The sequence below is a fragment of the Pseudomonas sp. No.21 genome, assembly GCF_054558415.1.
In genome coordinates this window covers 108,037-132,865 of record NZ_BAAJNO010000002.1, presented here as the reverse complement: position 1 = coordinate 132,865, position 24,829 = coordinate 108,037, and the positions used below count along the sequence as shown (strand labels likewise).

The following is a 24,829-nucleotide window of genomic DNA, read 5'->3' as shown; positions in this document are numbered from 1 at the left end:
AATGCGCCGCATCCCCGGCGCATTCCGACACCCATGACCGCCAACGCCCTCCCCTATCGCCCCCGCTGGCGCAGCCTCGTCCTGCTGGCCCTGGTCCTGGCGCCCTTGCTGTGGCCGGCCCACCACCTGGCCGAGCGCTACTACAACCAGGCCCTTGCCGAGCAGAACCGGCAGACCCTCGACCTCTACGTCGCCAACCTGCTGGGCACCCTGCGTCGCTTCGAAGTACTGCCGCCGATCCTCGCCGACCTGCCCGCCCTGCGCAGCCAGCTGGCCGAGCCGCACGACCCGACGCGCCTGGAAGCCGCCAACCGGTTGCTGAGCGAGGTGCGCGAGGAGACCGGTGCCGACGTCATCTACCTGATGAATCCCCAGGGCATCACCCTCAGTTCCTCCAACTGGGACAAGGCGGACAGCTTCATCGGCCGCGACTTCGCCTTCCGTCCCTATTACCGCGAGGCGCTGCAGGGCCGTCAGGGGCGCTTCTTCGGCCTCGGCACCACCTCCGGCAAGCGCGGTTACTTCTACGCAAGTCCCGTGCGCGAGGGCCAGGCGGTGATCGGCATACTGGTCGTCAAGGTCGATCTGGACGATGCCGAATCGCTCTGGGGCAATACCCCGGAACAGCTGCTGGTGACGGACTCCAACGGCGTCGCGATCATCACCTCGCGCCCGCAGTGGCGCTTCCATGCCACCCGTGAGCTGGACAACGCCGAACGCGCAGCCATCGCCGCCAACCAGCCCTACCCGACCCAGTCCCCCGAGCCCATCCGCCTGCGCCCCGGCGAGTGGATCACCCAGAGCCGCGAGCTCCGTGAAACCGGCTGGACGGTGAGCATCCTCGCGCCGCAGGTCCTGGTCGACCGCCAGGTGCGTACCACCGACGCCATCGCCGCCGCCACCCTGCTCGCCCTGCTGCTGCTGCTCGGCCTGATGATGCAGCGCCGCCGCCACTACCTCGACCGCATCGCCCTGGACACCCGTGCCCGCCGCGAACTGGAGCAGCGCGTGCAGGAGCGCACCCAGGACCTCGAAGCCCTCAACAGCCGACTCAAGGTCGAGGTGCTGGAGCGCGAACAGGCCCAGCAGGAGCTGGTGCGCGCTCAGGACGAAGTGGTGCAGGCCGGCAAGCTCTCCGCCCTCGGCACCATGTCCGCGAGCATCAGCCACGAACTCAACCAGCCGCTGGCCGCCATCCGCAGCTACGCCGACAACGCCGGCGTGCTGCTGGACCACGGGCGCTATGACGATGCCCGCGGCAACCTGCGGCAGATCAGCGAGCTGACCGGACGCATGGCCTCGATCATCGCCCACCTGCGCGCCTTCGCCCGGCGAGACCGCCACGCACCGGAGAACGTCGCCCTGCAACCGGCGCTCGACGATGCCCTGGCGCTGCTGGCCAAGCGTCGCCGGGCGATGGAGGTGGAACTGATCCGCGACATGCCCGAGGCCCAGCTCTGGGTCCAGGCCGGTGAAACCCGCCTGCGCCAGGTGCTCGGCAACCTGCTGGCCAACGCCCTCGACGCCCTGGGCGAGAAGCCGCAGCCCCGGCGTATCTGGCTCAGCGCCGAAGCCCATGCCGAAGGCGTGACCCTGACCCTGCGCGACAACGGCCCGGGCTTCAGCCGCGAAGCCCTGCAGCGCGCGCGCGAGCCCTTCTTCACCACCAAAACCAGTGCCCAGGGCCTGGGCCTCGGCCTGGCCATCTGCGACAGCCTGATCCGTGCCCTCGGCGGCGAACTGCTGCTGGCCAACCACCCCGAAGGCGGCGCCCTGCTGACCCTGCACCTGCGCTCGGCCATCCCCGGCGCCAACCCCCTCTCACCCGAGGACCATTCCGCATGACCCAGCCACTCGAAGCCGGCACCCAGGTCCTGCTGGTCGATGACGACCCGCACCTGCGCCAGGCCCTGAGCCAGACCCTCGACCTCGCCGGCCTCAAGGTCGCCACCCTGGGCGACGCCAAGGGCCTGGCCGCGAACCTGCCCGCCGACTGGCCGGGCGTGGTGGTCAGCGACATCCGCATGCCCGGTGTCGACGGCCTCGAACTGCTGCGCCAGCTTCACGAACGCGACCCCCAGCTGCCCGTGCTGCTGATCACCGGCCACGGCGACGTACCCCTGGCCGTGCAGGCCATGCGCGCCGGTGCCTATGACTTCCTGGAGAAGCCCTTCGCCAGCGAAGACCTGCTCGACAGCGTGCGCCGCGCCCTCGACCTGCGCCGCCTGGTGCTGGAGAACCGCAGCCTGCGCCTGGCCCTCTCCGACCGCCAGCAGCTCAGCGGCCGCCTGGTGGGCCAGTCGACCGCTGCCCAGCGCCTGCGCGAGCAGATCGGAGCCCTCGCCGGCACCAGCGCCGACGTGCTGATCCTCGGCGAGACCGGCGCCGGCAAGGAGGTGGTGGCCCGCGCGCTGCACGACCTGTCCGCGCGCCGCGACGGCCCCTTCGTCGCCATCAACGCCGGCGCCCTGGCGGAGTCGGTGGTGGAGAGCGAGCTCTTCGGCCACGAACAGGGCGCCTTCACCGGCGCGCAGAAGCGCCGCATCGGCAAGTTCGAGTACGCCAACGGCGGCACCGTATTCCTCGACGAGATCGAGAGCATGAGCCCCGACGTGCAGGTCAAGCTGCTGCGCCTGTTGCAGGAGCGCGTGGTCGAACGGCTCGGTGCCAACCAGCTGATCCCGCTGGATATCCGCGTCATCGCCGCCACCAAGGAAGACCTGCGCCAGGCCGCCGACCAGGGCCGCTTCCGTGCCGACCTCTACTACCGCCTCAACGTCGCCAGCCTGCGCATCCCGCCGCTGCGTGAACGCGGCGAGGACATCCTCCTGCTGTTCCAGCACTTCGCCGAAGCCGCCGCCGCGCGCCACGGCAGCCAGCCGCGCACGCTGGACAGCTCGCAGCGTGCCCTGCTGCTGACCCACGATTGGCCCGGCAACGTGCGCGAACTGCAGAACGCCAGCGAGCGCTTCGCCCTCGGCCTCGACCTGGCCCTGGACAACGGTGCGCCGGAACTGCCCAGCAGCAGCGGCGGCCTGAGCGAGCAGGTGGAAGCCTTCGAGCGGGCGCTGATCCTCGCGGAGCTGGCCAACCCGCACAACTCCATGCGCAGTCTCGCCGAGGCCCTGGGCCTGCCGCGCAAGACGCTGTCGGACAAGCTGCGCAAGCACAACCTCAGCTTCGGTGGCGGAAATCCCGCCGACGAGCAGGACTGATAGGCGGACTTCCGCTCAGATCGGAGCCGCTCCCCGGGCCGAAGCCAGCAATCCCGGCGCCCACCGGCACTGGCACAGGCCTTGCTCCGTACACCGCATCTCAATGCCAAGGCATTGAACCAGGGCATCCCGCCTCCCCGGGACGCCTGCCCGCAGCGGCCACAAGCCGCCACCGGGTTTCTTTCCCCAGCGCAGCCTCGGTCCTCCCCGGCCCTGGCGGCAGGCGGCGGACCATCAGCCCGTCGTCTTCCACGTCGAACCCGGCCCTCGCGCCGGGTTCGTCGTATCTACCCGGTCAAAGCGACCTGTCGAGAAGAAAGCGCGCGAGGTCCACCGGCATTCCCGGCGCAGCGTGCAATTGCCTGCGCAGGTCGGCGAAGACCCGCTCGTAATCCCACGCATGCCCGCAGTGATCCGCAAATCCATGCCGTCGCAGGCGCCGGCAGGCGCTCTGCAGCACGTTGTAGGCGACATCGCCATGCAACGCGAAGCGTTCATGGAGACCGCGCCCGGTCACCTCGCCTCGCAGGTCGACGTGCACGTAGGTTTCGCGATCACGCTGCCGGAGCTGGTATTCCATGTCGACGAGACAGCCAGGGCAGCGCCCTGCCCTGGCCCGTCTGACGGCCAGGTGCCCAGGTCGAAACGTGCTCCATCCACCTTATGGAAAGTTGATGTAGGAAACTTCCAAGTTAGTTGGCTTATATCCATTCGAAATCAAGTGAAACTTGAATAATTCCAATATAAGCAAATGGCATTTGGCCATGTTTCTTACAACAAATTCTTACAGCTTGAACTGTCACAAAAACCAACTAGTTTGAACTGGGCGCCGCCTGGGATGGCTTGCCGACCCCCTATTCTGCTCATTCCGAGCATGCCTCCGAAGCCGCCACGCCCCCTCCGAAATCTGTAAGGAAATTGTCCCGCGCGGATTGATAGCTAGCTATTGACCTACGTCATAACTCTTCCCCGAAAGGAAGAGCCAACTAAGCACAGTTCCTACTCCTACTGGAGGTGCAAGATGTCAGACTCCACCCAAAAACTCCGACTAGGCGCTTTGGTGGCGCTGGTAGTTGGCTCCATGGTCGGCGGCGGTATCTTCTCGCTGCCGCAGAACATGGCAGCCAGTGCCGATGTCGGTGCCATCCTCATCGGCTGGGGCATCACCGCCGTCGGCATGCTGACCCTGGCCTTCGTCTTCCAGACCCTGGCCAATCGCAAGCCCGATCTCGACGGCGGCGTGTACGCCTATGCCAAGGCCGGCTTCGGCGACTACATGGGTTTCTCCTCGGCCTGGGGCTACTGGATCAGCGCCTGGCTGGGCAACGTCGGCTACTTCGTCCTGCTGTTCAGCACCCTCGGCTACTTCTTCCCGATCTTCGGCGAGGGCAACACCCCGGCGGCCATCATCGGTGCCTCGGTGGTGCTCTGGGCCGTGCATTTCCTGGTGCTGCGCGGGATCAAGGAGGCAGCCTTCATCAACCTGGTGACCACGGTCGCCAAGATCGTGCCGCTGTTCCTGTTCATCCTCATCTGCCTGTTCGCCTTCAAGCTGGACATCTTCACCGCCGACATCTGGGGCTCGATGAACCCCGAGCTCGGCAGCGTGATGAACCAGGTGCGCAACATGATGCTGGTCACCGTCTGGGTGTTCATCGGCATCGAGGGCGCGAGCATCTTCTCCGCCCGCGCCGAGAAGCGCAGCGATGTCGGCAAGGCCACCATCATCGGCTTCGTCACCGTGCTGCTGTTGCTGGTGCTGGTGAACGTGCTGTCGCTCGGCATCATGACCCAGCCTGAACTGGCCAAGCTGCAGAACCCGTCCATGGCGGCGGTGCTGGAGCACGTGGTCGGCCACTGGGGCGCGGTGCTGATCAGCGTCGGCCTGATCATCTCCCTGGTCGGTGCCCTGCTGTCCTGGGTGCTGCTGTGCGCGGAGATCCTCTTCGCCGCCGCCAAGGACCACACGATGCCGGAGTTCCTCCGTCGCGAGAACGCCAACCATGTGCCGGCCAACGCCCTGTGGCTGACCAACGCCATGGTCCAGCTGTTCCTCATCGTCACGCTGTTCAGCGCCAGCACCTACCTGTCGCTGATCTACCTGGCGACCTCGATGATCCTGGTGCCCTACTTCTGGTCCGCCGCCTACGCCCTGCTGCTGCCGATCCGTGGCGAGACCTACGAGACGGACGGCCGCGACCGCAACAAGGACCTGGCCATCGCCGCCGTCGCCCTGGTCTACGCCGTGTGGCTGCTCTACGCCGGCGGCGTGAAGTACCTGCTGCTCTCGGCCCTGCTCTACGCCCCTGGCGCGATCCTCTTCGCCAAGGCCAAGCACGAGCTCGGCCAACCCATCTTCACCAACGTTGAGAAGCTGATCTTCGCCGCCGTGGTCATCGGCGCGCTCGTGGCGGCCTACGGCCTCTACGACGGCTTCCTGACTCTGTAACTCGTAAGGAGACCTGCCATGTCCAAAGTCAAACTCGGCGTTCATTCCGAAGCCGGCAAACTGCATAAGGTGATGGTCTGCTCGCCTGGTCTGGCCCATATGCGCCTGACCCCCAACAACTGCGACGAGCTGCTGTTCGATGACGTCATCTGGGTCAACCAGGCCAAGCGCGACCACTTCGACTTCGTCACCAAGATGCGCGAGCGCGGCGTCGAGGTGATGGAGATGCACAACCTGCTCACCGACATCGTGCAGAACCCCGAGGCCCTGAAATGGATCCTCGACCGCAAGATCACCGCCAACCAGGTCGGCATCGGCCTGACCAACGAAGTGCGCTCCTGGCTCGAGGGTCTTGAGCCACGCAAACTCGCCGAGTTCCTCATCGGCGGGGTCGCAGGCTCCGACCTGCCGGACAGCGAGGGCGTCAGCGCGGTCAAGATGTACCGCGACTACCTGGGCCACTCCAGCTTCATCCTGCCGCCGCTGCCCAACACCCAGTTCACCCGCGACACCACCTGCTGGATCTACGGCGGGGTGACGCTCAACCCGATGTACTGGCCGGCGCGACGCCAGGAAACCCTGCTCACCACCGCCATCTACAAGTTCCACCCCGAGTTCACCAACGCCGAGTTCGAAGTCTGGTACGGCGACCCCGACCAGGACCACGGCAGCGCCACCCTCGAAGGCGGCGACGTGATGCCCATCGGCAACGGCGTGGTGCTCATCGGCATGGGCGAGCGCACCTCGCGCCAGGCCATCGGCCAGCTGGCCCAGTCGCTGTTCGCCAAGGGCGCGGCACAGAAGGTGGTGGTCGCCGGCCTGCCGAAGTCCCGCGCGGCCATGCACCTGGACACCGTCTTCACCTTCTGCGACCGCGACCTGGTCACGGTCTTCCCGGAAGTGGTCAAGGAGATCGTCCCCTTCATCCTGCGCCCGGACGAAAGCCGCCCCTACGGCATCGACATCCGTCGCGAGGAGAAGAGCTTCATCGACGTGGTCGCCGAGTCCCTCGGGCTCAAGCAGCTGCGCGTGGTGCAGACCGGCGGCGACAGCTTCGAGGCCGAGCGTGAGCAGTGGGACGACGGCAACAACGTCGTCTGCCTGGAGCCCGGCGTGGTGGTCGGCTATGACCGCAACACCTACACCAACACCCAGCTGCGCAAGGCCGGTGTCGAGGTGGTGACCATCAGCGCCAGCGAACTCGGCCGCGGCCGTGGCGGTGGCCACTGCATGACCTGCCCGATCCTGCGCGACCCGATCGACTACTGATAGCAAAAAGCCGAACCCCGGCGGCCGCCACCCGCGGCCGCCCGCCCCGCCAGCCACGAGCTGTTCTGACGGGACCTGGATTCCGACCTGCCCAAAAGGAGAAAGACCATGGCTTTCAACATGCACAACCGCAACCTGCTCAGCCTGATGCACCACAGCACCCGCGAGCTGCGCTACCTGCTGGACCTCTCCCGCGACCTGAAGCGCGCCAAGTACACCGGCACCGAACAGCAGCACCTGAAACGCAAGAACATCGCGCTGATCTTCGAGAAGACCTCCACCCGCACCCGCTGCGCCTTCGAGGTCGCCGCCTACGACCAGGGCGCCAACGTCACCTACATCGACCCCAACTCCTCGCAGATCGGCCACAAGGAGACCATGAAGGACACCGCCCGCGTGCTCGGGCGCATGTACGACGCCATCGAGTACCGCGGCTTCAAGCAGGAGATCGTCGAAGAGCTGGCCAAGTTCGCCGGCGTCCCGGTGTTCAACGGCCTGACCGACGAATACCACCCCACCCAGATGCTCGCCGACGTGCTGACCATGCGCGAGCACAGCGACAAGCCGCTGCACGACATCAGCTACGCCTACCTGGGCGATGCCCGCAACAACATGGGCAACTCGCTGCTGCTGATCGGCGCCAAGCTGGGCATGGACGTGCGCATCGCCGCACCCAAGGCGCTGTGGCCGGAGGACGACTTCATCGCCCAGTGCAAGCAATTCGCCGAGGAAAGCGGCGCGCGCATCACCATCACCGAAGACCCCAAGGCGGCGGTCAAGGGCGTCGACTTCATCCACACCGACGTCTGGGTCTCCATGGGCGAGCCGGTGGAAGCCTGGGGCGAGCGCATCAAGCAGCTGCTGCCCTACCAGGTCAACGCCGAGATGATGAAGGCCTCCGGCACCGCGCGGACCAAGTTCATGCACTGCCTGCCGGCCTTCCACAACAGCGATACCAAGGTCGGCAAGCAGATCGCCGAGCAGTATCCGCACCTGGCCAACGGCATCGAGGTGACCGACGACGTGTTCGAGTCCCCGGCCTGCATCGCCTTCGAGCAGGCGGAAAACCGCATGCACACCATCAAGGCGATCCTGGTCTCGACCCTCGCCGACGTCTGACTCCAGGTCGCCACAGGGGCGCTGGCTTTGTCGGCTGCGTTGCGCGCCATCGTCCCCTGTGGCTTCCCGGAATGTCCCTGATATCGGAGAAGGAGCAGCCTATCGCTCCCTCTCCACCGCAACAGGAGAACAATCATGCGAATAGTCGTCGCATTGGGCGGCAACGCCCTGCTGCGTCGTGGCGAGCCGATGACCGCGGAGAACCAGCGCATCAACGTGCGCATCGCCGCCGAGCAGATCGCCAAGATCCAGCCCGGCAACGAACTGGTGGTCGCCCACGGCAACGGTCCCCAGGTTGGCCTCCTGGCCCTCCAGGGTGCCGCCTACACGGCGGTCAGCACCTACCCGCTGGACGTCCTCGGCGCCGAGACCGAGGGCATGATCGGCTACATGATCGAACAGGAACTGGGCAACCTGCTGCCCTTCGAGGTGCCCTTCGCCACGCTGCTCACCCAGGTGGAAGTGGACGCCAAGGACCCGGCCTTCCAGAAACCCACCAAGCCCATCGGCCCGGTGTACTCCAAGGAAGAAGCCGAGCGCCTGGCCGCAGAAAAAGGCTGGACCATCGCCCCCGACGGCGACAAGTTCCGCCGCGTGGTGGCCAGCCCCCGGCCCAAGCAGATCTTCGAGATCCGCCCGGTGAAGTGGCTGCTGGAAAAAGGCTCGGTGGTGATCTGCGCCGGTGGTGGCGGCATCCCCACGCTCTATGACGACAACGGCAAGCTCAAGGGCGTCGAGGCGGTGATCGACAAGGACCTGTGTTCCGCGCTGCTGGCCCAGCAGCTGGAGAGCGACCTGCTGGTGATCGCCACCGACGTCGACGCGGCCTACATCGACTGGGGCAAGCCGACCCAGAAGGCCATCGCCGAAGCCCACCCGGATGAGCTCGAACGCCTCGGCTTCGCCGCCGGCTCCATGGGGCCCAAGGTCCAGGCCGCCAGCGAATTCGCCCGCAACACCGGGCGCGTCGCGGTGATCGGCTCCCTCGCCGATATCGAAGCCATCGTCCAGGGCAAGGCCGGCACCCGCGTCAGCACCGCCAACCCGGGTATCAGCTACCGCTGAAGCCCAAACCACGGGGCCGTGCAAGCGGCCCCGGTTCCTCCCGCCCGCCCTCGCGACCACACCTGGCGCCCATGCACACGGGCAGTACCGATCAATCCTCAAGTGACTCGACGGTCAGCTGCCGCGTCAGGTTAGGCATTCGAATCTTTCGAGCTGCCACCTGGTTCGTACCCGGTGGCCGGACATCCCCGACGCGTCCCCTGGCCAGCCGCACCTGCGGCCATCATGGCCCCTCTTCACCGCGCTCGGCCCGGCCCCGGTCACGAAATGGTCTATTTGAGGAGTTCCCGCGTCATGTCTCGACTTCCGGTCATCGTTGGTTTCGGCGGCTACAACGCAGCGGGCCGAAGCTCGTTCCACCATGGCTTCCGCCGTACCGTGATCGAGTCCGTCGACGCCGCCGCGCGCCAGGAGACCCTGGCCGGCCTGGCGGTGATGACCAAGCTGGTGACCGTGGTCGATGGCCAGTACCTGGACGCCGACGGCGCGCCGCTGACCCTTGCCGACATCGAGTCGCGCTTCGGCGAACGCCTCCTCGCCTCCACCCTGGTGCGCCGCATCGAGAAGCAGCACCTGGACGTCGACGCCGCCCCCTGGCAGAAGAGCATCGGCGTCGCCGCCGAGCCGGGCTCCAGCATCCGCTTCGTCACCTCGCGCAAGCAGTTGCCCGAGCCGCTGCCGGCCAGTTGGTCGGTCGAGCCGCTGGAATCCGGCGAGGTGCGCGTCACCCTCACCGACGCCACCGAGTTCAAGGTCGAGAGCTTCCGCGCCCTGCCGGTCAAATCCGCCGGCCAGCTGCCCACCGGCTTCGAGCCGGGCGAGCTGTACAACTCGCGCTTCCACCCGCGCGGCCTGCAGCTGTCCGTGGTCGCCGCCACCGACGCCATCCGCTCCATCGGCCTGCCCTGGCAGCGCATCGTCGACCGGGTGCAGCCCGATGAAGTCGCGGTGTTCTCCGGCAGCATCATGAGCCAGCTCGACGAGAACGGCTTCGGCGGCCTGATGCAGTCGCGCCTCAAGGGTGGCCGGGTCACCGCCAAGCAACTGCCGCTGGGCCTGAACACCATGCCCGCCGACTTCATCAACGCGTACGTGCTGGGCAGCGTCGGCACCACCGGCAGCGTCACCGGCGCCTGCGCCACCTTCCTCTACAACCTGCAGAAGGCCATCGAGCTGATCGGCTCCGGCCGCGCGCGGGTCGCCCTGGTGGGCAACGCCGAGGCACCGATCAACCAGGAATGCATCGACGGCTACGGCGCCATGGGCGCCTTGGCCACCGAGGACGGCCTGCGCCAGGTCGGCGGCCGCGAGGACGTGGACTTCCGCCGTGCCAGCCGCCCCTTCGGCGAGAACTGCGGCTTCACCCTGGCCGAGTCCAGCCAGTACGTGGTGCTGATGGACGACGCCCTGGCCCTGGAGCTGGGTGCCGATATCCATGGCGCGGTGACCGACGTCTTCATCAACGCCGACGGCTTCAAGAAATCCATTTCCGCCCCCGGCCCGGGCAACTACCTGACCCTGGCCAAGGCCGTGGCCAGCGCCACCCAGCTGTTCGGCAGCGAGACCGTGCGCCAGCACAGCTTCGTCCACGCCCACGGCTCCAGCACCCCGGCCAACCGCGTCACCGAATCCGAACTGCTGGACCGCGTCGCCGCCGCCTTCGGCATCGAGTCCTGGCCCATCACCGCGGTCAAGGCCTTCGTCGGCCACAGCCTGGCCACCGCCAGCGGGGATCAGGTGGTCTCGGCCCTCGGCACCTTCCGCTACGGCATCCTGCCGGGCATCAAGACCATCGACCGGGTCGCCGACGACGTGCACCAACAGCACCTGTCGATCTCCACCCGCGACCAGCGCATGGAGCAACGCAGCCTGGATATCTGCTTCGTCAACTCGAAGGGTTTTGGCGGCAACAACGCCAGCGGCGTGGTGATCTCGCCGCGCCTGACCGAGAACATGCTGCGCAAGCGCCATGGCGAGAAAGCCTTCGCCGCCTACTGCGAGAAGCGCGAAGCCACCCGCGCCGCCGCCCGCCAGTACGACGAGCGCGCGCTCAAGGGCGAGCTGGACATCATCTACAACTTCGGCAACGACCTGATCGACGACAAGGCCCTGGAAGTCACCGCCGAGGGCATCAAGGTCCCCGGCTTCGCCCAGCCGCTGCGCTACGGCAAGGACGAACGCTTCAAGGACATGCTCGACTGATCGTCACGAGGTAAGCGGGGTGGGAGGAACCCCGCGCCACCCTGCGTGATAGCCCGACAGGCGCGTTCCGGATCAATCCAGGGCGCGCGCCAGCTCCAGCAGCTCGCCACGCCACGCGGCTGCCGCCGGCAGGGCCAGGAAGGACGGGTTGAGGAAGGATTCGCGGGCGCCGTAGCCCAGCGGTTCGCCGGCCAGGTCGAGCACCTCGCCACCGGCGCCTTCCAGCACGCCCTGCGCGGCAGCGGTGTCCCACTGCGAAGTGGGCGCCAGGCGCGGGTAGCAATCCGCCGCCCCTTCGGCCAGCAGGCAGAACTTCAGCGAGCTGCCGATATTGGCCAGCTGCAATTCCCCGAAGCGCTCCCCCAGCCCGGCCAGCAGGCGTTCCTGCGCGGGGCTCGAATGGCGCTTGCTGGCCACCAGGGTGAAGGCTTGTGCAGGGGCCATACGCACCCTGATCGGTTCGCGCTCGCCCGCATCGATGCGCCAGGCACCCAGGCCGGCACCACCGAGGTAGCAGCGGCCCGTGACCGGCACGCCGACGACGCCGAAGACCACCCGCCCGCGCTCGATCAGCGCGACGTTGACGGTGAACTCCTCGGAGCCGGAAATGAACTCCTTGGTGCCATCCAGCGGGTCGACCAGCCACCAGCGCTCCCAGGCGGCGCGCTCGGCGAGCGGGATGTCCGCCGCTTCCTCGGATAGCACCGGGATGCCGGCATCCAGCGCTGCCAAGCCGTCGGCGAGGATGCGGTGGGCAGCCAGGTCGGCGGCGGTGACGGGGGACGCATCGGCCTTCTCGACCACGGCGACGTCCGCGCGCCAGAACGGCAGGATGGCCTGGCCGGCGAGGCCGACCAGCTCGATGACGGCGGGCAGCAGCGGATGGCTCATAGGAGGAACTCCCCGCGCTGGCCCAGCAGGTCGCGGGCCAGGTAGAGCGCCGCCAGGGCGCGCCCCTCGCTGAACTGCGGGTGCTGCAACAGGCTGGAAATCTCGCGCAGGCTGACCTTCTCCACGCCCAGCGGCTCGGGCTCGTCGCCCGGCAGGCGCTCTTCGTAAAGGTCACGGGCCAGCACCACCTGGATCTTCTGGCTCATGTAGCCCGGCGACAGCGACAGCTCGGTCAGCAGCTCCAGCTTGCGCGCGCCGTACCCCGCCTCTTCCTTGAGTTCGCGGTCGGCCGCCACCAGCACGTCCTCGCCCGGCTCGATCAGCCCCTTGGGCAGCGACAGCTGGTAGTCGTCGGTGCCGGCGCAGTACTCCTCCACCAGCAGCACGTGCTCGGCGTCCACCATCGCCACCACCATCACCGCGCCATAGCCGGAGCCCTTGCCCACCAGACGCTCGTAGGTACGCTCGACACCGTTGGAGAAGCGCAGCTGCAGCTCCTCGACACGGAACAGGCGGCTGCTGGCGACGATCTCGCGAGCGAGCACGGTGGGCTTCTGACGCATAACGGAACTCCTTGGCATGACCGGCGGGTTATCATACCCCGGCTTTTCCGATTATCTGCGTAGGAGATTGCACGCCGACGACCGTCCAGGGTGCAATCGCGACAGCCCTCCCACCTACAGCCCCGGACACGCATGCCACAGCTCAACTGGTCCGCCATCGACACCGTCCTGCTGGACATGGATGGCACCCTCCTCGACCTGCATTTCGACAACCACTTCTGGCTGGACTACCTGCCCCAGCGCTACGCCGAACACCACGGCATCAGCCGCGAGGCGGCCGACGCCGAACTGGTGCCGCTGTTCAGGCACCACGCCGGCCAGCTCAACTGGTACTGCACGGACTTCTGGAGCCGCGAGCTGAAGCTGTCGATCCGCGACCTCAAGCGCGAGGTCGCCGACCTGATCGCCCTGCGCCCCGACGCCGACCACTTCCTCGCCGCCCTGCGCCGCGCCGGCAAGCGCGTGGTGCTGATCACCAACGCCCACCGTGACTCGCTGTCGCTGAAGATGGAACGGGTCGAACTGGCGCCCTGGTTCGATCGCCTGATCAGTTCCCACGACTACGGTTTCCCCAAGGAAGATCAGCAGTTCTGGCACGCCCTGCAGGCGGATTCGCCCTTCGACCCGGCGCGTACGCTGTTCATCGACGACAGCCTGCCGATCCTGCGCAGCGCACGGGCCTACGGCGTCGCCCACCTGCTGGCGGTGCTGCAGCCCGACAGCCGGGGTGCGCTCAAGGACACCGAGGAGTTCGCCGCGGTCGACGGCTACCGCGAACTGGTGGACGGGCTCTAGCCCGGCGGGAGCGACCATGGACATCAAGCAGCTCAAGTTCCTCGTCGCCCTCGACGAGACCCGCCACTTCGGCCAGGCCGCCGCGCGCTGCCACGTCACCCAGCCCACCCTGTCCATGCGCCTGCGCAGCCTGGAAGAGGAGCTGGGCCTGGAGCTGGTGCAGCGCGGCCAGCGCTTCGAAGGCTTCACCGATGCCGGCCAGCGCGTGCTCGCCTGGGCCCGCACCCTGCTTGCCGCCCATGACGGCCTGCACGCCGAGGCGGCCGCCTGCCGCGGCCACCTGGTCGGCACCCTGCGCCTGGGCGTGGTGCCCCTGGCCGGCTACGACCCCATGCGCCTGGTCCAGGCCTTCGCCGGGCAGCATCCCGACCTGCGCTTCCAGCTGTTCGCCCTCAGCTCCGAGCAGATCCTCGAACGCCTGGCACGCAACCAGCTCGACCTCGGCCTCTCCTACCTGGACCGCCTCGATCGCGAACACTTCGACAGCCTGGAAGTCGCCGACACCCGCATGGGCCTGCTGCACGACCGCCGCTACTTTGCCTTCGACGCCCCGCAACTCACCTGGGAGGCTCTCGCCGGCCTGCCCCTGGGCCTGCTCTCCGCCGGCATGCACTTCCGCCAGTCGATCGACCACGGCTTCCGCAGCCGGGGCCTCGCGCCGCAGCCGCGCCTGGAGACCGACGCCGTGCACCAGCTGCTGCAGGCGGTCAACGCCGGCCTGTGCTGCGCCATCATGCCGCTCGCCAGTGGCCTCGACGAACTCACCGAACACCTCGCCCTGCTGCCCATCGAGCACGCCCACACCCTGGCGCCGCTGGGGCTCATCCAGCGTCGCGGGCAACCCCGCTCCGCGCTGGCGGATGCCTGCTTCGAAGAGGCCCGCCGGCTGTTTTCCCCGACCCGATAGACACCGTCGATCACAGTATCGGCAATAGCGATTAGACGGACCCCGCCACCAGCGCCTAGGCTGCCTGTGTCAATCCGTCGCAGGGGCGCCACCCGTGCCACGCCAGCCATCCCTCCCCCCCGTCAACGACACCGAGCCCGTGACCCAGGCGCGGGGCTATGCCTATGCCGAACTGGGCGGCTCCGCCACGTCCGGCGAGGGCCTGCTGGCCGAGGAATGCGCCCTGGCCATCGCCTACAACGGCATCAGCCACGCGGTGATGATGGTCTCGCCCGCCAATCTGGAAGACTTCATCGCCGGCTTCAGCCTCAGCGCCGGCATCGTCGATTCGATCGATGACATCTATGACACCCGCCTCGGCGGCTGCGACGACGCCCGCCAGGCAGACGTGGAAATCGCCAACCGCGCCTTCTGGGCCCTGAAGGACCAGCGCCGCCAACTGGCCGGCACCACCGGCTGCGGCCTCTGCGGCGTGGAGGCCCTAGAGCAGGCCCTGCCCACCCTCACCGTGCTGCCTCCCCAGCCGCTGCCCCCGGCGGAGCACCTGGCCGACCTGCGCCAGCGCATCGCCGCCAAGCAGGACCTCGGGCGCCGCAGCGGCGCCCTGCACGCCGCGCTCTTCGTCGACGCCAGCGGCGAACTGGCGCTGTGCCGCGAAGACATCGGTCGCCACAACGCCCTCGACAAACTCATCGGCGCCCTCCTGCGGCACAAGCTCGACCCGCGCGCCGGTTTCGCCGTGGTCACCAGCCGCTGCAGCCTCGAACTCATCCACAAGGCGGTGCGTGCCGGCCTCGGCACCCTGGTCAGCCTCTCAGCCCCCACGGCACTCACCGTGCAATGGGCGCGCCGGCACAACCTGAACCTGATCCACCTGCCCCATCACAGCGCGCCCCGGGTCTACAGCCCGGCGCCCCGGACAGAAGAAGTACAGCCATGAGCCTGCAACCCGTGCATCCCCGCTACAAGCCCTACAACGGCGCCGCCGCCGGCTGGGGCGCGCTCAAGAGCGTCGCTCACTTCTGGCTCGACAGTAAGCAGCCGTTCAAGAACCTGCGCGCCCTGCTCAAGACCAACCAGAACGGCGGCTTCGACTGCCCCGGCTGCGCCTGGGGCGACTCCCCCGAAGACGGCCGCATCAAGTTCTGCGAGAACGGCGCCAAGGCGGTGAACTGGGAAGCCACCAAGCGCCGCGTCGACGCCGCCTTCTTCGCCCGCTACAGCGTCAGCCAGCTGCGCGAGCAGAGCGACTACTGGCTCGAATACCAGGGCCGCCTGACCCAGCCGATGCGCTACGACGCCGCCAGCGACCACTACCTGCCGGTCAGCTGGGACGACGCCTTCGCCCTGGTCGCCAGCCACCTCAAGCGCCTGCCCGACCCGAACCAGGCCGAGTTCTACACCTCCGGCCGCGCCAGCAACGAAGCCGCCTACCTCTACCAGCTGTTCGTCCGCGCCTACGGCACCAACAACTTCCCCGACTGCTCGAACATGTGCCACGAGGCCAGCGGCGTGGCCCTCGGCCAGAGCGTGGGGGTCGGCAAGGGCAGCGTGACCTTCGCCGACTTCGAGCACGCCGACGCCATCTTCGTCCTCGGCCAGAACCCCGGCACCAACCACCCGCGCATGCTCGAACCGCTGCGCGAGGCGGTGAAGCGCGGCGCCCAGGTGGTCGCCTTCAACCCGCTCAAGGAGCGCGGCCTGGAACGCTTCCAGCATCCCCAGCACGCCCTGGAGATGCTCACCAACGGCTCCGCCCCGCTGAACACCGCGTTCTTCCGCCCGGCCCTGGGCGGCGACATGGCTGCCATGCGCGGCATCGCCAAGTTCCTCCTGCAGTGGGAGCGCGAGGCCCAGGCCGCCGGCCAGCCGGCGGTGTTCGACCACGCCTTCATCGCCGAACACACCGACGGCGTCGACGCCTACCTGGCCGAGCTGGACGCCACCGACTGGGAACACATCGAGCGCCAGTCCGGCCTCGCCCTCGCCGAGATCGAACAGGCCGCGCGCATGTACCGCCGCGCCGAGCGCGTGATCATCTGCTGGGCCATGGGCATCACCCAGCACCACCATTCGGTGCCGACCATCCAGGAAATCGTCAACCTGCAACTGCTGCGCGGCAACCTCGGCCGCCCCGGCGCCGGCCTGTGCCCGGTCCGCGGCCACAGCAACGTGCAGGGCGACCGCACCATGGGCATCAACGACCGCCCGCCGGCGGCCCTGCTCGACGCCCTGGAGAAGCGCTTCCAGTTCAAGGTGCCCCGCGAGAACGGCCACAACACCGTGGAAGCCATCAACGCCATGCTCGACGGCCAGGCCCGCGTCTTCATCGGCCTGGGCGGCAACTTCGCCCAGGCGACCCCGGACAGCCCGCGCACCCACCAGGCGCTGATGAACTGCGACCTCACCGTGCAGATCAGCACCAAGCTCAACCGCAGCCACCTCACCGTCGGCCGCGACGCGCTGATCCTGCCCTGCCTCGGCCGCACCGACATCGACCACCAGGCCCACGGTCCGCAGGCGGTGACGGTGGAGGATTCCTTCAGCATGATCCACGCCTCCAACGGCCAGCTGGAGCCGCTGTCCCGCGAGATGCGCTCGGAACCGGCCATCGTCGCCGGCATCGCCAAGGCCACCCTGGGCAACCACCCGGTGGACTGGGACGCGATGATCGCCAACTACGACCGCATCCGTGAGCTGATCGCCGACACCATCCCCGGCTTCGCCGACTTCAACCAGCGCGTGCAGCACCCGGGCGGCTTCTACCTGGGCAACTCGGCCGGCGCCCGCACCTGGAAGACCGCCAGTGGCCGTGCCAACTTCAAGGCCAACCCGCTGCCGGAGACCCTGATCCACGAACGCATCCGCGCCAGCGGCCTCAAGCCCGACCTGATCCTCCAGACCCTGCGCTCCCACGACCAGTACAACACCACCATCTACGGCCTCGACGACCGCTATCGCGGCGTGCGCGGCCAGCGCCAGGTGGTGTTCGCCAACGAAGCCGACATCCGGCGCCTGGGCTACCAGAGCGGGCAGAAGGTGGACATGGTCTCGCTCTGGGACGACGGCATCGAGCGCAAGGTCGAAGGCTTCACCCTGCTCGCCTTCGACATCCCCGCCGGCCAGGCCGCCGCCTACTACCCGGAAACCAACCCCCTGGTGCCCCTGGACAGCTTCGGCGTCGGCAGCCACACGCCCACCTCAAAGTTCATCGCCGTGCGCCTCCAGCCGGCGCAGGAAAGCGGGCGCATTCTCTGACCGTTCGGCACGCATCACACCCTACGGCGGGCACGGAGCCTCCCATAGGGTGTGCCGCGCGCACCTGCCCCCTCCGCGCTCGCACACAGGTCCAGGCACGCGATAGAAACGGTGCGAACGACGCAAACAGGTTGCATCGATCATGCGCATCGAAGGGCTGGGAAAAAGCGCAATCACCCCCACTGCAGGGGGCGCAAGGACAAGGCGCAATGCCATCAGGAAATGGCCTGAAAAAGGGCCGAAACGCAGTGCTGGAATAGGCCTCTGACACCGCCGAAACAGCCAAAGTTCTTCAGCAAAAACAATTATTTAGAGATTGTGAAAAACCCTGCGCAATTCGTCGGGAGGCGCTTGTACGGCGCCGTTTCGCTGGCAACTATCGCCTCGTCCAAACCACAGAGGCTCTCCTCTCCATGAAGCACTCCTCGATCCTCCTTCTGTCTTTCTGCCTTGCCAGTGGCGGCGCCTTCGCGGGCGGCACCACCGAAGCCGGGGTGGGTGGCGCGCTGGGCGGGGTACTGGGCGCGGCCGTCGGTCAATCCATCGGTGGCAACACCGGCGCGGCCATCGGTGCCGGCGTCGGCGGGGCTGCAGGCAGCGCGGTCGGTGCCGACCGGCGCAACCGCACCGAAGCGGCCCTCGGTGGCGCCCTGGGCGCGGCGGGCGGCAACGTCATCGGCCGCCAGGTCGGCGGCAACACCGGCAGCCTGATCGGCGCCGCAGCCGGCGGCGGTGCAGGTGGCGCACTGGGCAACTACATGGGCAACGAGAGCCGCGACGACGACCGCGACGATCGCCGTCACTACGATCGCCGTGGCGATCGCCACGAACATGGCCGCGGCCACGGCTGGGGCCACCGCAAGCACAAGCACCGCCACCACCACGACTGGGATGACTGATCGCGACCGTTAGTCGCCAATCCCGGCCGATCGCATCCCCTCACAGAACTCCCGTAACACTCTCAGCCTCTTAATCTTCGAGGGCCACTTGCCACGCAGGCGAGCGGCCCTCGTCACCTTGCCTGGAGAAACACCCGATGCGCCTCACTCTTCCCGCCCTGGCCCTGAGCCTGCTCGCGACCCAAGCCGTGGTCGCCGGCGAAACCACCAGAAACGCCCTCGGCGGCGGCATCGGCGGTGCGCTGGGCAACGTGGTCGGCCAATCCATCGGTGGCAGCACCGGCGCCGCCATCGGTGCCGGCCTCGGCGGTGCCGCCGGTGGCGTGATCACCGCGCGTGACGGCAACAAGACCGGCGCTGCGCTGGGTGGCGGCCTGGGTGCCGCCGGCGGTTCGGTGGTGGGCGGCAAGCTCGGCGGCAGCACCGGCTCGACCCTAGGTGCCGGCCTCGGCGGCGCGGCCGGTGGCGCCATCGCCAGCGAGCTGGACAAGGACAGCGGTGGCAAGAAGCACCGCAAGCACAGGCACCGCGATTGAGCATCATGGAGCCACACGCCCAGCCTCCGCGTTGCACGCTGCGGGGGCCGGTGCTGCCGGTGGCTTACCGGAACCCCCTGCCCCACCTGCAGCGCTGGCTGCGCGGCGACGGCCAGCGCCTGCTGGCCCTGCGTTGCGTCGCCAGCCTGGGCCTGCGCGATGCCTGGCTGGCTGCCGGCTTCGTGCGCAACCTGGCCTGGGACCGGCTGCACGGCTACCGCGACGCAACGCCGCTGGCCGATCTCGACCTGATCCACTTCGACCCCCATGACCTCGACCCCGAGGCCGACCTGCGCATCGAACGCACCCTGCGCGGCATGACCGGGCACCTGCCCTGGTCGGTGAAGAACCAGGCGCGCATGCACCTGCGCAACGGCGACGCCCCCTACCGCGACAGCCGCGACGCCATGAGCCACTGGCCCGAAGTGCAGACAGCCATCGGCGTGCGCCTGCGCCCGGGCGGCGGCATCGAGATCATCACGCCCTTCATCCAGTCCGGCCTGCTCGACCTGCGCGTCACCCCCAACCCGCTGCACCCGCGCCAGGAAGCCTTCAGCGAACGCCTGCGGGAAAAAGGCTGGCTGCAACGCTGGCCGCGCCTGCAGGTGGACACGGCGCCCCTGGGTTGCCTGCTGCATAGCAGCCACTTCGACGAAGCCTGAAAGGCGCGCCTCCCTGCGCGCCGGGCACATCAGGCCGAACGCCTGCCCAACTGCTCGCGCAGGGCCATTGCCAGCGGCTCCGGGCGCAGCTCCACGCGACGGTACTCACGCCCGTCCGGCGTACGCAACAGCCAGCCGGCGTCGACCATCTCGCGCCGCAACAACACGTGGTCACCCAGGCTCGCAGCCGCGCGGATATGGCCGTCGACCTCGCGCTCGCTCATCGCGATGCGCGGCGGCAAGGCCATCCAGGTCATCCACAGGCAGGGGCGCCGATGGCTGTGCTTGCCCGGCCAGGCCTGCAGGCGGCCCTGCTCGTCGAAGTAGCGCAGCAGGCGGCGGACCAGCACATAGTCCACCGCATCGCCGGTGGGCGCCTCGGCCAGCTGGCGTTCGGCGACCTGGCTCGCGCGCAGCGCCTGGAAGCTGCGAAAGCCCCTGGCGCGGGCCAGCAGGTTGAGCATCTCCACATGCCCCGGCGGCCGCTCGCGTCCCTCCAGCTGGCGGACCAGCGAGCGGGCGAGCGCGGACATGTCATGGGCGGCGAAAGGGATAAGCGTCTTGGACACCGTTCGTTCCTCGTGTGTGCCAAGTCCTCGGACGAGGATGTCGGGGGTCGCCGGGTTCCGACGCGGCACGGGACGAGTGTCGGTCGAGGATGAGCCTGGGGCTCGTGGCAGGTTTAGCTGCCCGAATGGGCACCGGTGACGCCTGGGTGAACTGCCGACCGCGCGCCAGAATAGCTCCGGGTGTCGAGTTGCTCAACAGCCACCGGGCGAAGCGTCTGAGAAGACTGTAATCTTCTGCCATTACCCTGCTGGCGCATGCACGCCGGTCGCCGTGGACACGCCATGGGCTTCATCCGATACGCCACACCCTTGCTCTGCCTCTTCACCCTGCTCCCGGCCGCCTTCGCCGGGCAGCAACTGCGTGTCTGCCAGCAGAACCCCGTCACCTACGCCTACCGCATCGAGCTGGCGAACCTGATCCTCGCCCGCACCGCCGAACGCTACGGCGCCGCCAGCATCGCCACCAGCGACGCACCGGACCCATCCCAGGAACGTTGCCTGGCGATGCTCAAGGCCGGCCAGGTGGACCTCGCCTACGTGCCACCGAACCGCGAACGCCTGGCCGACTTCCGCATGCTGCCCATCGACATGCACCAGGGCCTGCTCGGCTACCGCGTGCTGATCATCCGCCAGGACCGCCAGGCCGACTTCGCGCGCATCGACGACCTCGATGGCCTGCGCCGCATGACCGGTGGCTTCGGCAGCCAATGGAGCGATTTCCCGCTGTTCGCCCGCAACCACCTGCCGGTGCTGGGCATGGCCAACCCCGGCAACCTGCTGCCGATGCTCGAGCAGCGCCGCTTCGACTATTTCCACCGTGGCCTCAGCGAAGCCTGGGCCGAGGTGGACGCCAACCGCAAGGCGCTGCCGGACCTGATGGTGGAGCAGCACCTGGCGCTGAAATACCCGATGCCGGTGTACTTCACCTTCGCCCAGCACAACCCGGTGCTGGAACGGCGCTTCGCCGAAGGCTTCGAGATGATCCGCGCGGACGGCACCTTCCAGGCGCTGTTCCTGCGCCACCACGGACACCTGATCGACAAGGCCGGGATGGCCGGGCGGCGGGTCATCGAACTGGAGTCCGACCTGCCGGGCCGGCTACCGGACAGCGGTGGGGGGTTCGCCGAACCCGCCACCGCCAGGACGGGCGACACGCCCTAGGCGTGCGCCCGGGGGATCAGCCGATGTGCGCTTCGCCCGGCTCGTCGACATCGCCGCTGGCGATGCAGGCCGCGGCGGTGAACAGCACGTCGGTGGAGGAGTTCAGCGCGGTCTCGGCGGCGTCCTGGAGGATGCCGATGATGAAGCCCACCGCCACCACCTGCATCGCCACCTCGCTGGGGATGCCGAACAGGCTGCAGGCCAGCGGGATCAGCAGCAGCGAGCCGCCGGCCACACCCGAGGCGCCACAGGCGCAGATGGACGCCACCACGCTGAGCAGGATGGCGGTGGGGATGTCCACCGCGATACCCAGGGTGTGCACGGCAGCCAGCGCCAGCACGGTGATGGTGATCGCCGCGCCGGCCATGTTGATGGTCGCGCCCAGGGGGATCGACACCGAGTAGGTGTCCTCGTGCAGGCCGAGCTTTTCACACAGCTGCAGGTTCACCGGGATGTTGGCCGCCGAGCTGCGGGTGAAGAAAGCCGTGATGCCGCTCTCGCGCAGGCAAGTGAGCACCAGCGGATAAGGGTTGCGGCGGATCTTCGAGTAGACGATCAGCGGGTTCACCACGAAGGCCACGAACAGCATGCAGCCCAGCAGCACCACCAGCAGGTGGGCGTAGTCCGCCAGCACCTTCAGGCCGTTCTCCGCCAGGGTCGAAGCCACCAGGCCGAAGATGCCCAGCGGGGCGAAGGCGATCACCACGCGCACGATCAACGACACACCGTGGGACAGGTCGCTGAACACCGCGCGGGTGGTCTCGCTGCCCTGGCGGATGGCGATGCCCAGGCCCACGGCCCAGACCAGGATGCCGATGAAGTTGGCCTCCATCAGCGCCTTGACCGGGTTGGCCACCGCACTGGAAAGCAGGCTCAGCAGCACCTCGGAGATATTGCCGGGCGGCGCCAGGTCATTGGCCGCCGCGCTCAGGTGCAGGGTGGAGGGGAACAGGCTGGAGGCCAGCACCGCCACCACCGCGGCGGAGAAGGTGCCGATCAGGTAAAGCAACAGGATCGGGCGGATGTGCGTGCGCTCGCCCGGCTTGTGGTTGCCGATGGCGGCGATCACCAGGACGAACACCAGCACCGGTGCCACGGCCTTCAGGGCGGTGACGAACAGGGTGCCGAGCAGGCCCACGGCCGCAGCCGCTTCGGGCTTGAGCGTGGCGAGCAGAACACCGGCCACGAGGCCGATGAGGATACGCGTCACCAGGCTGGTGCCCTTGAGGCGCTGGAGGATGGAGCGTTTTTCCGAAGACATGGCAGATTCACTGAACAGGGGCCGTGGACACGGCCGATACCCAAGATGCCCCGCTGCACCACCCCGGCCCGGCCGAAACGGAAATACTCGCCAGGCCGCAGGGTCTATCGCCCTGCAGTCAGTGGAAGCGCAGCGGATTTGCCGCGCATTCTGCGGGCAGAAGCCCGATTAGGGTAGAGCGACCGGTCAGCGCACCCCGCCGATGTCGCCATTCCGGCTGTTCGGGGTCGATCTGGTGAAAAACCCGGCCGGCGAACCGCGCATGGGAATGAGCCGTAGCCCGGGCTTCAGCCCGGGAGCGGTCTTGCCGACGCCGCGATCAACCCGGGACGACGAGTTCCGCCAGGGCGGCGCGCAGGCGTTCGGGGATGGGCACCGGACGGTTGCTGGTGCGGTCGACGAAGACGTGGACGAAGCGGCCGGCGGCGCAGGCTTCGTCTTCGCCGGCCTTGAAGATGGCCAGTTCGTACTGCACCGAGCTGTTGCCCAGCTTGCCGACGCGCAGGCCCACTTCGATGCGATCGGGGAAGGCGATGGAGGCGAAGTAGTCGCAGGAGGAGCTGACCACGAAGCCGACGACCTCGCCGTCGTGGATGTCCAGGCCGCCCACTTCGATCAGGTAGGTGTTCACCGCGCTGTCGAAGAAGCCGTAGTAGACGACGTTGTTCACGTGGCCGTAGACGTCGTTGTCGTGCCAGCGGGTGGTGATCGGCTGGAAGTGGCGGTAGTCGCTGCGCAGGTGCTGGGGTTGGCTCATGGGGGTCCTTGGTTCGGATGGGCTCAGTACGCCGCTTGGTAGATCGCCAGCGCATCGCGCTCGCTGACTTCGCGCGGATTATTCACCAGCAGGCGCTGTTGCAACATGGCGTCCTTCGCCAGCTGCGGCAGCATCGCCTCGGCGACGCCGGCATCGCGCAGGCGCGTGGGCAGGCCGCTGCGCTCGCTGAAGTCGGCCAGCTCGACGATCAGTTGCTCGGTGAGGTGCAGGTCGTTGCCCGGCTGCAGCTTGCGGCCCAGCACCAGCGGCGCCAGTTCGGCGTAGAGCGGCGCGGCGACCTCGGCGTTGAAGCCGAGCACATGGGGCAGCACCAGCGCATTCGAGAGGCCGTGGGGGATGTGGTAGTGCCCGCCCAGGGGATAGGCCAGGGCATGCACCGCCGCCACCGGGGCGTTGGCGAAGGCCTGGCCGGCCAGGCAGGCGCCCAGCAGCATGGCCTGGCGCGCCTCGCGGTTGCGGCCGTTGTGCACCGCCTCGTCGAGGTGGGCGCAGAGCAGGCGCAGCGCCTCGCGGCCGAGCAGGTCGGACATGGGGTTCTTCTTGTGCCGGCTGGTGTAGGACTCGATGGCATGGACCATGGCATCGATGCCGGTGGCAGCGGTCACCGCAGCGGGCAGGCCGAGGGTGAGGTCGGCGTCGAGCACCGCCAGGTCCGGCAGCAGCAGCGGCGAGACCACGCCCATCTTGGTGGTTTCGCCGGTGGTGATGATGGCGATCTGGGTGACTTCCGAGCCGGTGCCGGCGGTGGTCGGCACCTGGATCAGCGGCAGGCGCCGGCCCCGGGCGTTGCCGACGCCGTAGATGTCCTTGAGCGCCTGCCTGCACTCGGGGTGGGCCAGCAGCGCCACCAGCTTGGCCACGTCCATGGAGCTGCCGCCGCCGAAGCCGATCACCAGCTCGGCGCGCAAGGCCTTGGCCTGTTCCACCGCCTGCAGCACCACTGCCTCGGGCGGGTCGGCCTGCACCTGGTCGAAGATCTCCACCGCCACGCCGGCGGCGGCGAAGCCCGGGAGGATCGGGTCGAGCATGTTCAGGCGGGTGATGCCCGGGTCGGTGACGATCAGCACACGGTGGGCATCGCGCTCGCGGCACAGCTCGGCCAGGCGGAGGGCGGAGCCGGGTTCGCAGAGGATCTGCGCGGTGGTGGCGAAACTGAAGGGCTGCATGGGGTGGCCTCTTGTTGTTGTGCTGTCGGGTTGGCTGAGCGGGTGCTGCACGGGCGGGGTAGCG

The 24,829-nt window shown here is 68.2% G+C and carries 21 protein-coding genes and 1 pseudogene; 15 read left to right on the top strand and 7 right to left on the bottom strand.

The genetic code is table 11. The features are described from left to right. Nucleotides 1–33: 33 nt before the first annotated feature. Both ACYJSS_RS03360 and ACYJSS_RS03355 read left to right on the top strand, forming a co-directional pair. Complete coding sequence (locus ACYJSS_RS03360; RefSeq protein WP_111260768.1) at nt 34–1,845, top strand: sensor histidine kinase; 1,812 nt, start codon at nt 34–36, stop codon at nt 1,843–1,845. Beyond that, a complete protein-coding gene (locus tag ACYJSS_RS03355; protein WP_111260769.1) occupies nt 1,842–3,215 on the top strand; it encodes a sigma-54-dependent transcriptional regulator in 1,374 nt (457 codons plus the stop codon). The genes ACYJSS_RS03360 and ACYJSS_RS03355 overlap by 4 nt, the downstream gene beginning before the upstream one ends. Nucleotides 3,216–3,510: 295 nt before the next feature. Here ACYJSS_RS03355 and ACYJSS_RS03350 read toward each other — a convergent pair. After that, a pseudogene (locus ACYJSS_RS03350) lies at nt 3,511–3,849 on the bottom strand (DUF5064 family protein); the annotation flags it as partial. Nucleotides 3,850–4,236: 387 nt separating this feature from the next. Between ACYJSS_RS03350 and arcD the strand changes: the two are divergent. The 5 genes from arcD (at nt 4,237) to ACYJSS_RS03325 (ending at nt 11,319) form a co-directional block, all read left to right on the top strand. Further along, nucleotides 4,237–5,664 (top strand): arginine-ornithine antiporter, encoded by a 1,428-nt coding sequence (gene arcD / locus ACYJSS_RS03345; RefSeq protein WP_111260771.1) that lies wholly within the window; start codon nt 4,237–4,239, stop codon nt 5,662–5,664. Nucleotides 5,665–5,682: 18 nt separating this feature from the next. Next, complete coding sequence (gene arcA / locus ACYJSS_RS03340) at nt 5,683–6,933, top strand: arginine deiminase (RefSeq protein WP_111260772.1); 1,251 nt, start codon at nt 5,683–5,685, stop codon at nt 6,931–6,933. Nucleotides 6,934–7,041: 108 nt separating this feature from the next. Next, complete coding sequence (locus tag ACYJSS_RS03335) at nt 7,042–8,052, top strand: ornithine carbamoyltransferase (RefSeq protein ID WP_236204378.1); 1,011 nt, start codon at nt 7,042–7,044, stop codon at nt 8,050–8,052. 135 nt (nt 8,053–8,187) lie between these two features. Continuing rightward, nucleotides 8,188–9,117, top strand: coding sequence for a carbamate kinase (gene arcC, locus ACYJSS_RS03330; protein ID WP_111260774.1), 930 nt, complete (start codon nt 8,188–8,190; stop codon nt 9,115–9,117). A gap of 294 nt (nt 9,118–9,411) precedes the next feature. Next, nucleotides 9,412–11,319, top strand: coding sequence for a beta-ketoacyl synthase (locus tag ACYJSS_RS03325; protein ID WP_236204379.1), 1,908 nt, complete (start codon nt 9,412–9,414; stop codon nt 11,317–11,319). Between the two features lie 72 nt (nt 11,320–11,391). On the opposite strand, the gene cysQ is transcribed toward ACYJSS_RS03325, so the two are convergent. Then, nucleotides 11,392–12,210, bottom strand: a complete 819-nt coding sequence (gene cysQ / locus ACYJSS_RS03320) for a 3'(2'),5'-bisphosphate nucleotidase CysQ (RefSeq protein WP_236204380.1) — start codon at nt 12,208–12,210, stop codon at nt 11,392–11,394. Further along, nucleotides 12,207–12,773 carry an ADP compounds hydrolase NudE gene (gene nudE / locus ACYJSS_RS03315; protein WP_021218631.1) on the bottom strand — a complete coding sequence of 189 codons (567 nt, stop codon included), beginning with the start codon at nt 12,771–12,773 and terminating at the stop codon, nt 12,207–12,209. Before nudE ends, cysQ begins: the two co-directional genes overlap by 4 nt. 132 nt (nt 12,774–12,905) lie before the next feature. Here nudE and yrfG point away from each other — a divergent pair, with 132 nt between their 5' ends. From yrfG to ACYJSS_RS03280, 7 genes are all read left to right on the top strand, one after another. Further along, the gene (gene yrfG / locus ACYJSS_RS03310; protein WP_043240479.1) at nt 12,906–13,568 is read left to right on the top strand and encodes a GMP/IMP nucleotidase; all 663 of its coding nucleotides are present in this window, start codon (nt 12,906–12,908) and stop codon (nt 13,566–13,568) included. Nucleotides 13,569–13,584: 16 nt separating this feature from the next. Then, nucleotides 13,585–14,475, top strand: coding sequence for a LysR family transcriptional regulator (locus ACYJSS_RS03305; RefSeq protein WP_236204381.1), 891 nt, complete (start codon nt 13,585–13,587; stop codon nt 14,473–14,475). Nucleotides 14,476–14,569: 94 nt separating this feature from the next. Then, a complete protein-coding gene (fdhD, locus tag ACYJSS_RS03300; protein WP_236204382.1) occupies nt 14,570–15,415 on the top strand; it encodes a formate dehydrogenase accessory sulfurtransferase FdhD in 846 nt (281 codons plus the stop codon). After that, the gene (locus tag ACYJSS_RS03295) at nt 15,412–17,733 is read left to right on the top strand and encodes an FdhF/YdeP family oxidoreductase (RefSeq protein ID WP_236204383.1); all 2,322 of its coding nucleotides are present in this window, start codon (nt 15,412–15,414) and stop codon (nt 17,731–17,733) included. The genes fdhD and ACYJSS_RS03295 overlap by 4 nt, the downstream gene beginning before the upstream one ends. Before the next feature lie 413 nt (nt 17,734–18,146). Beyond that, nucleotides 18,147–18,632, top strand: a complete 486-nt coding sequence (locus tag ACYJSS_RS03290; RefSeq protein ID WP_111260781.1) for a YMGG-like glycine zipper-containing protein — start codon at nt 18,147–18,149, stop codon at nt 18,630–18,632. A gap of 137 nt (nt 18,633–18,769) precedes the next feature. Next, a complete protein-coding gene (locus tag ACYJSS_RS03285; protein WP_236204384.1) occupies nt 18,770–19,168 on the top strand; it encodes a hypothetical protein in 399 nt (132 codons plus the stop codon). Nucleotides 19,169–19,227: 59 nt separating this feature from the next. After that, nucleotides 19,228–19,830, top strand: a complete 603-nt coding sequence (locus tag ACYJSS_RS03280; RefSeq protein ID WP_236204385.1) for a nucleotidyltransferase family protein — start codon at nt 19,228–19,230, stop codon at nt 19,828–19,830. Nucleotides 19,831–19,859: 29 nt separating this feature from the next. Here ACYJSS_RS03280 and ACYJSS_RS03275 read toward each other — a convergent pair whose 3' ends face one another. Beyond that, a complete protein-coding gene (locus tag ACYJSS_RS03275) occupies nt 19,860–20,399 on the bottom strand; it encodes a DUF2087 domain-containing protein (protein ID WP_236204386.1) in 540 nt (179 codons plus the stop codon). 282 nt (nt 20,400–20,681) lie between these two features. On the opposite strand from ACYJSS_RS03275, the gene ACYJSS_RS03270 reads away from it, so the two are divergent. Beyond that, nucleotides 20,682–21,560 carry a transporter substrate-binding domain-containing protein gene (locus tag ACYJSS_RS03270; protein ID WP_236204387.1) on the top strand — a complete coding sequence of 293 codons (879 nt, stop codon included), beginning with the start codon at nt 20,682–20,684 and terminating at the stop codon, nt 21,558–21,560. A 16-nt stretch (nt 21,561–21,576) separates the two neighbouring features. On the opposite strand, the gene sstT is transcribed toward ACYJSS_RS03270, so the two are convergent. The 3 genes from sstT to ACYJSS_RS03255 all read right to left on the bottom strand — a co-directional run bounded on the left by sstT (nt 21,577) and on the right by ACYJSS_RS03255 (nt 24,765). Further along, nucleotides 21,577–22,821 carry a serine/threonine transporter SstT gene (sstT, locus tag ACYJSS_RS03265; protein ID WP_236204388.1) on the bottom strand — a complete coding sequence of 415 codons (1,245 nt, stop codon included), beginning with the start codon at nt 22,819–22,821 and terminating at the stop codon, nt 21,577–21,579. Between the two features lie 319 nt (nt 22,822–23,140). Beyond that, the gene (locus tag ACYJSS_RS03260) at nt 23,141–23,578 is read right to left on the bottom strand and encodes an acyl-CoA thioesterase (RefSeq protein WP_111260786.1); all 438 of its coding nucleotides are present in this window, start codon (nt 23,576–23,578) and stop codon (nt 23,141–23,143) included. A gap of 23 nt (nt 23,579–23,601) precedes the next feature. After that, the gene (locus tag ACYJSS_RS03255; protein WP_111260787.1) at nt 23,602–24,765 is read right to left on the bottom strand and encodes an iron-containing alcohol dehydrogenase; all 1,164 of its coding nucleotides are present in this window, start codon (nt 24,763–24,765) and stop codon (nt 23,602–23,604) included. Between the last annotated feature and the right edge of the window lie 64 nt (nt 24,766–24,829).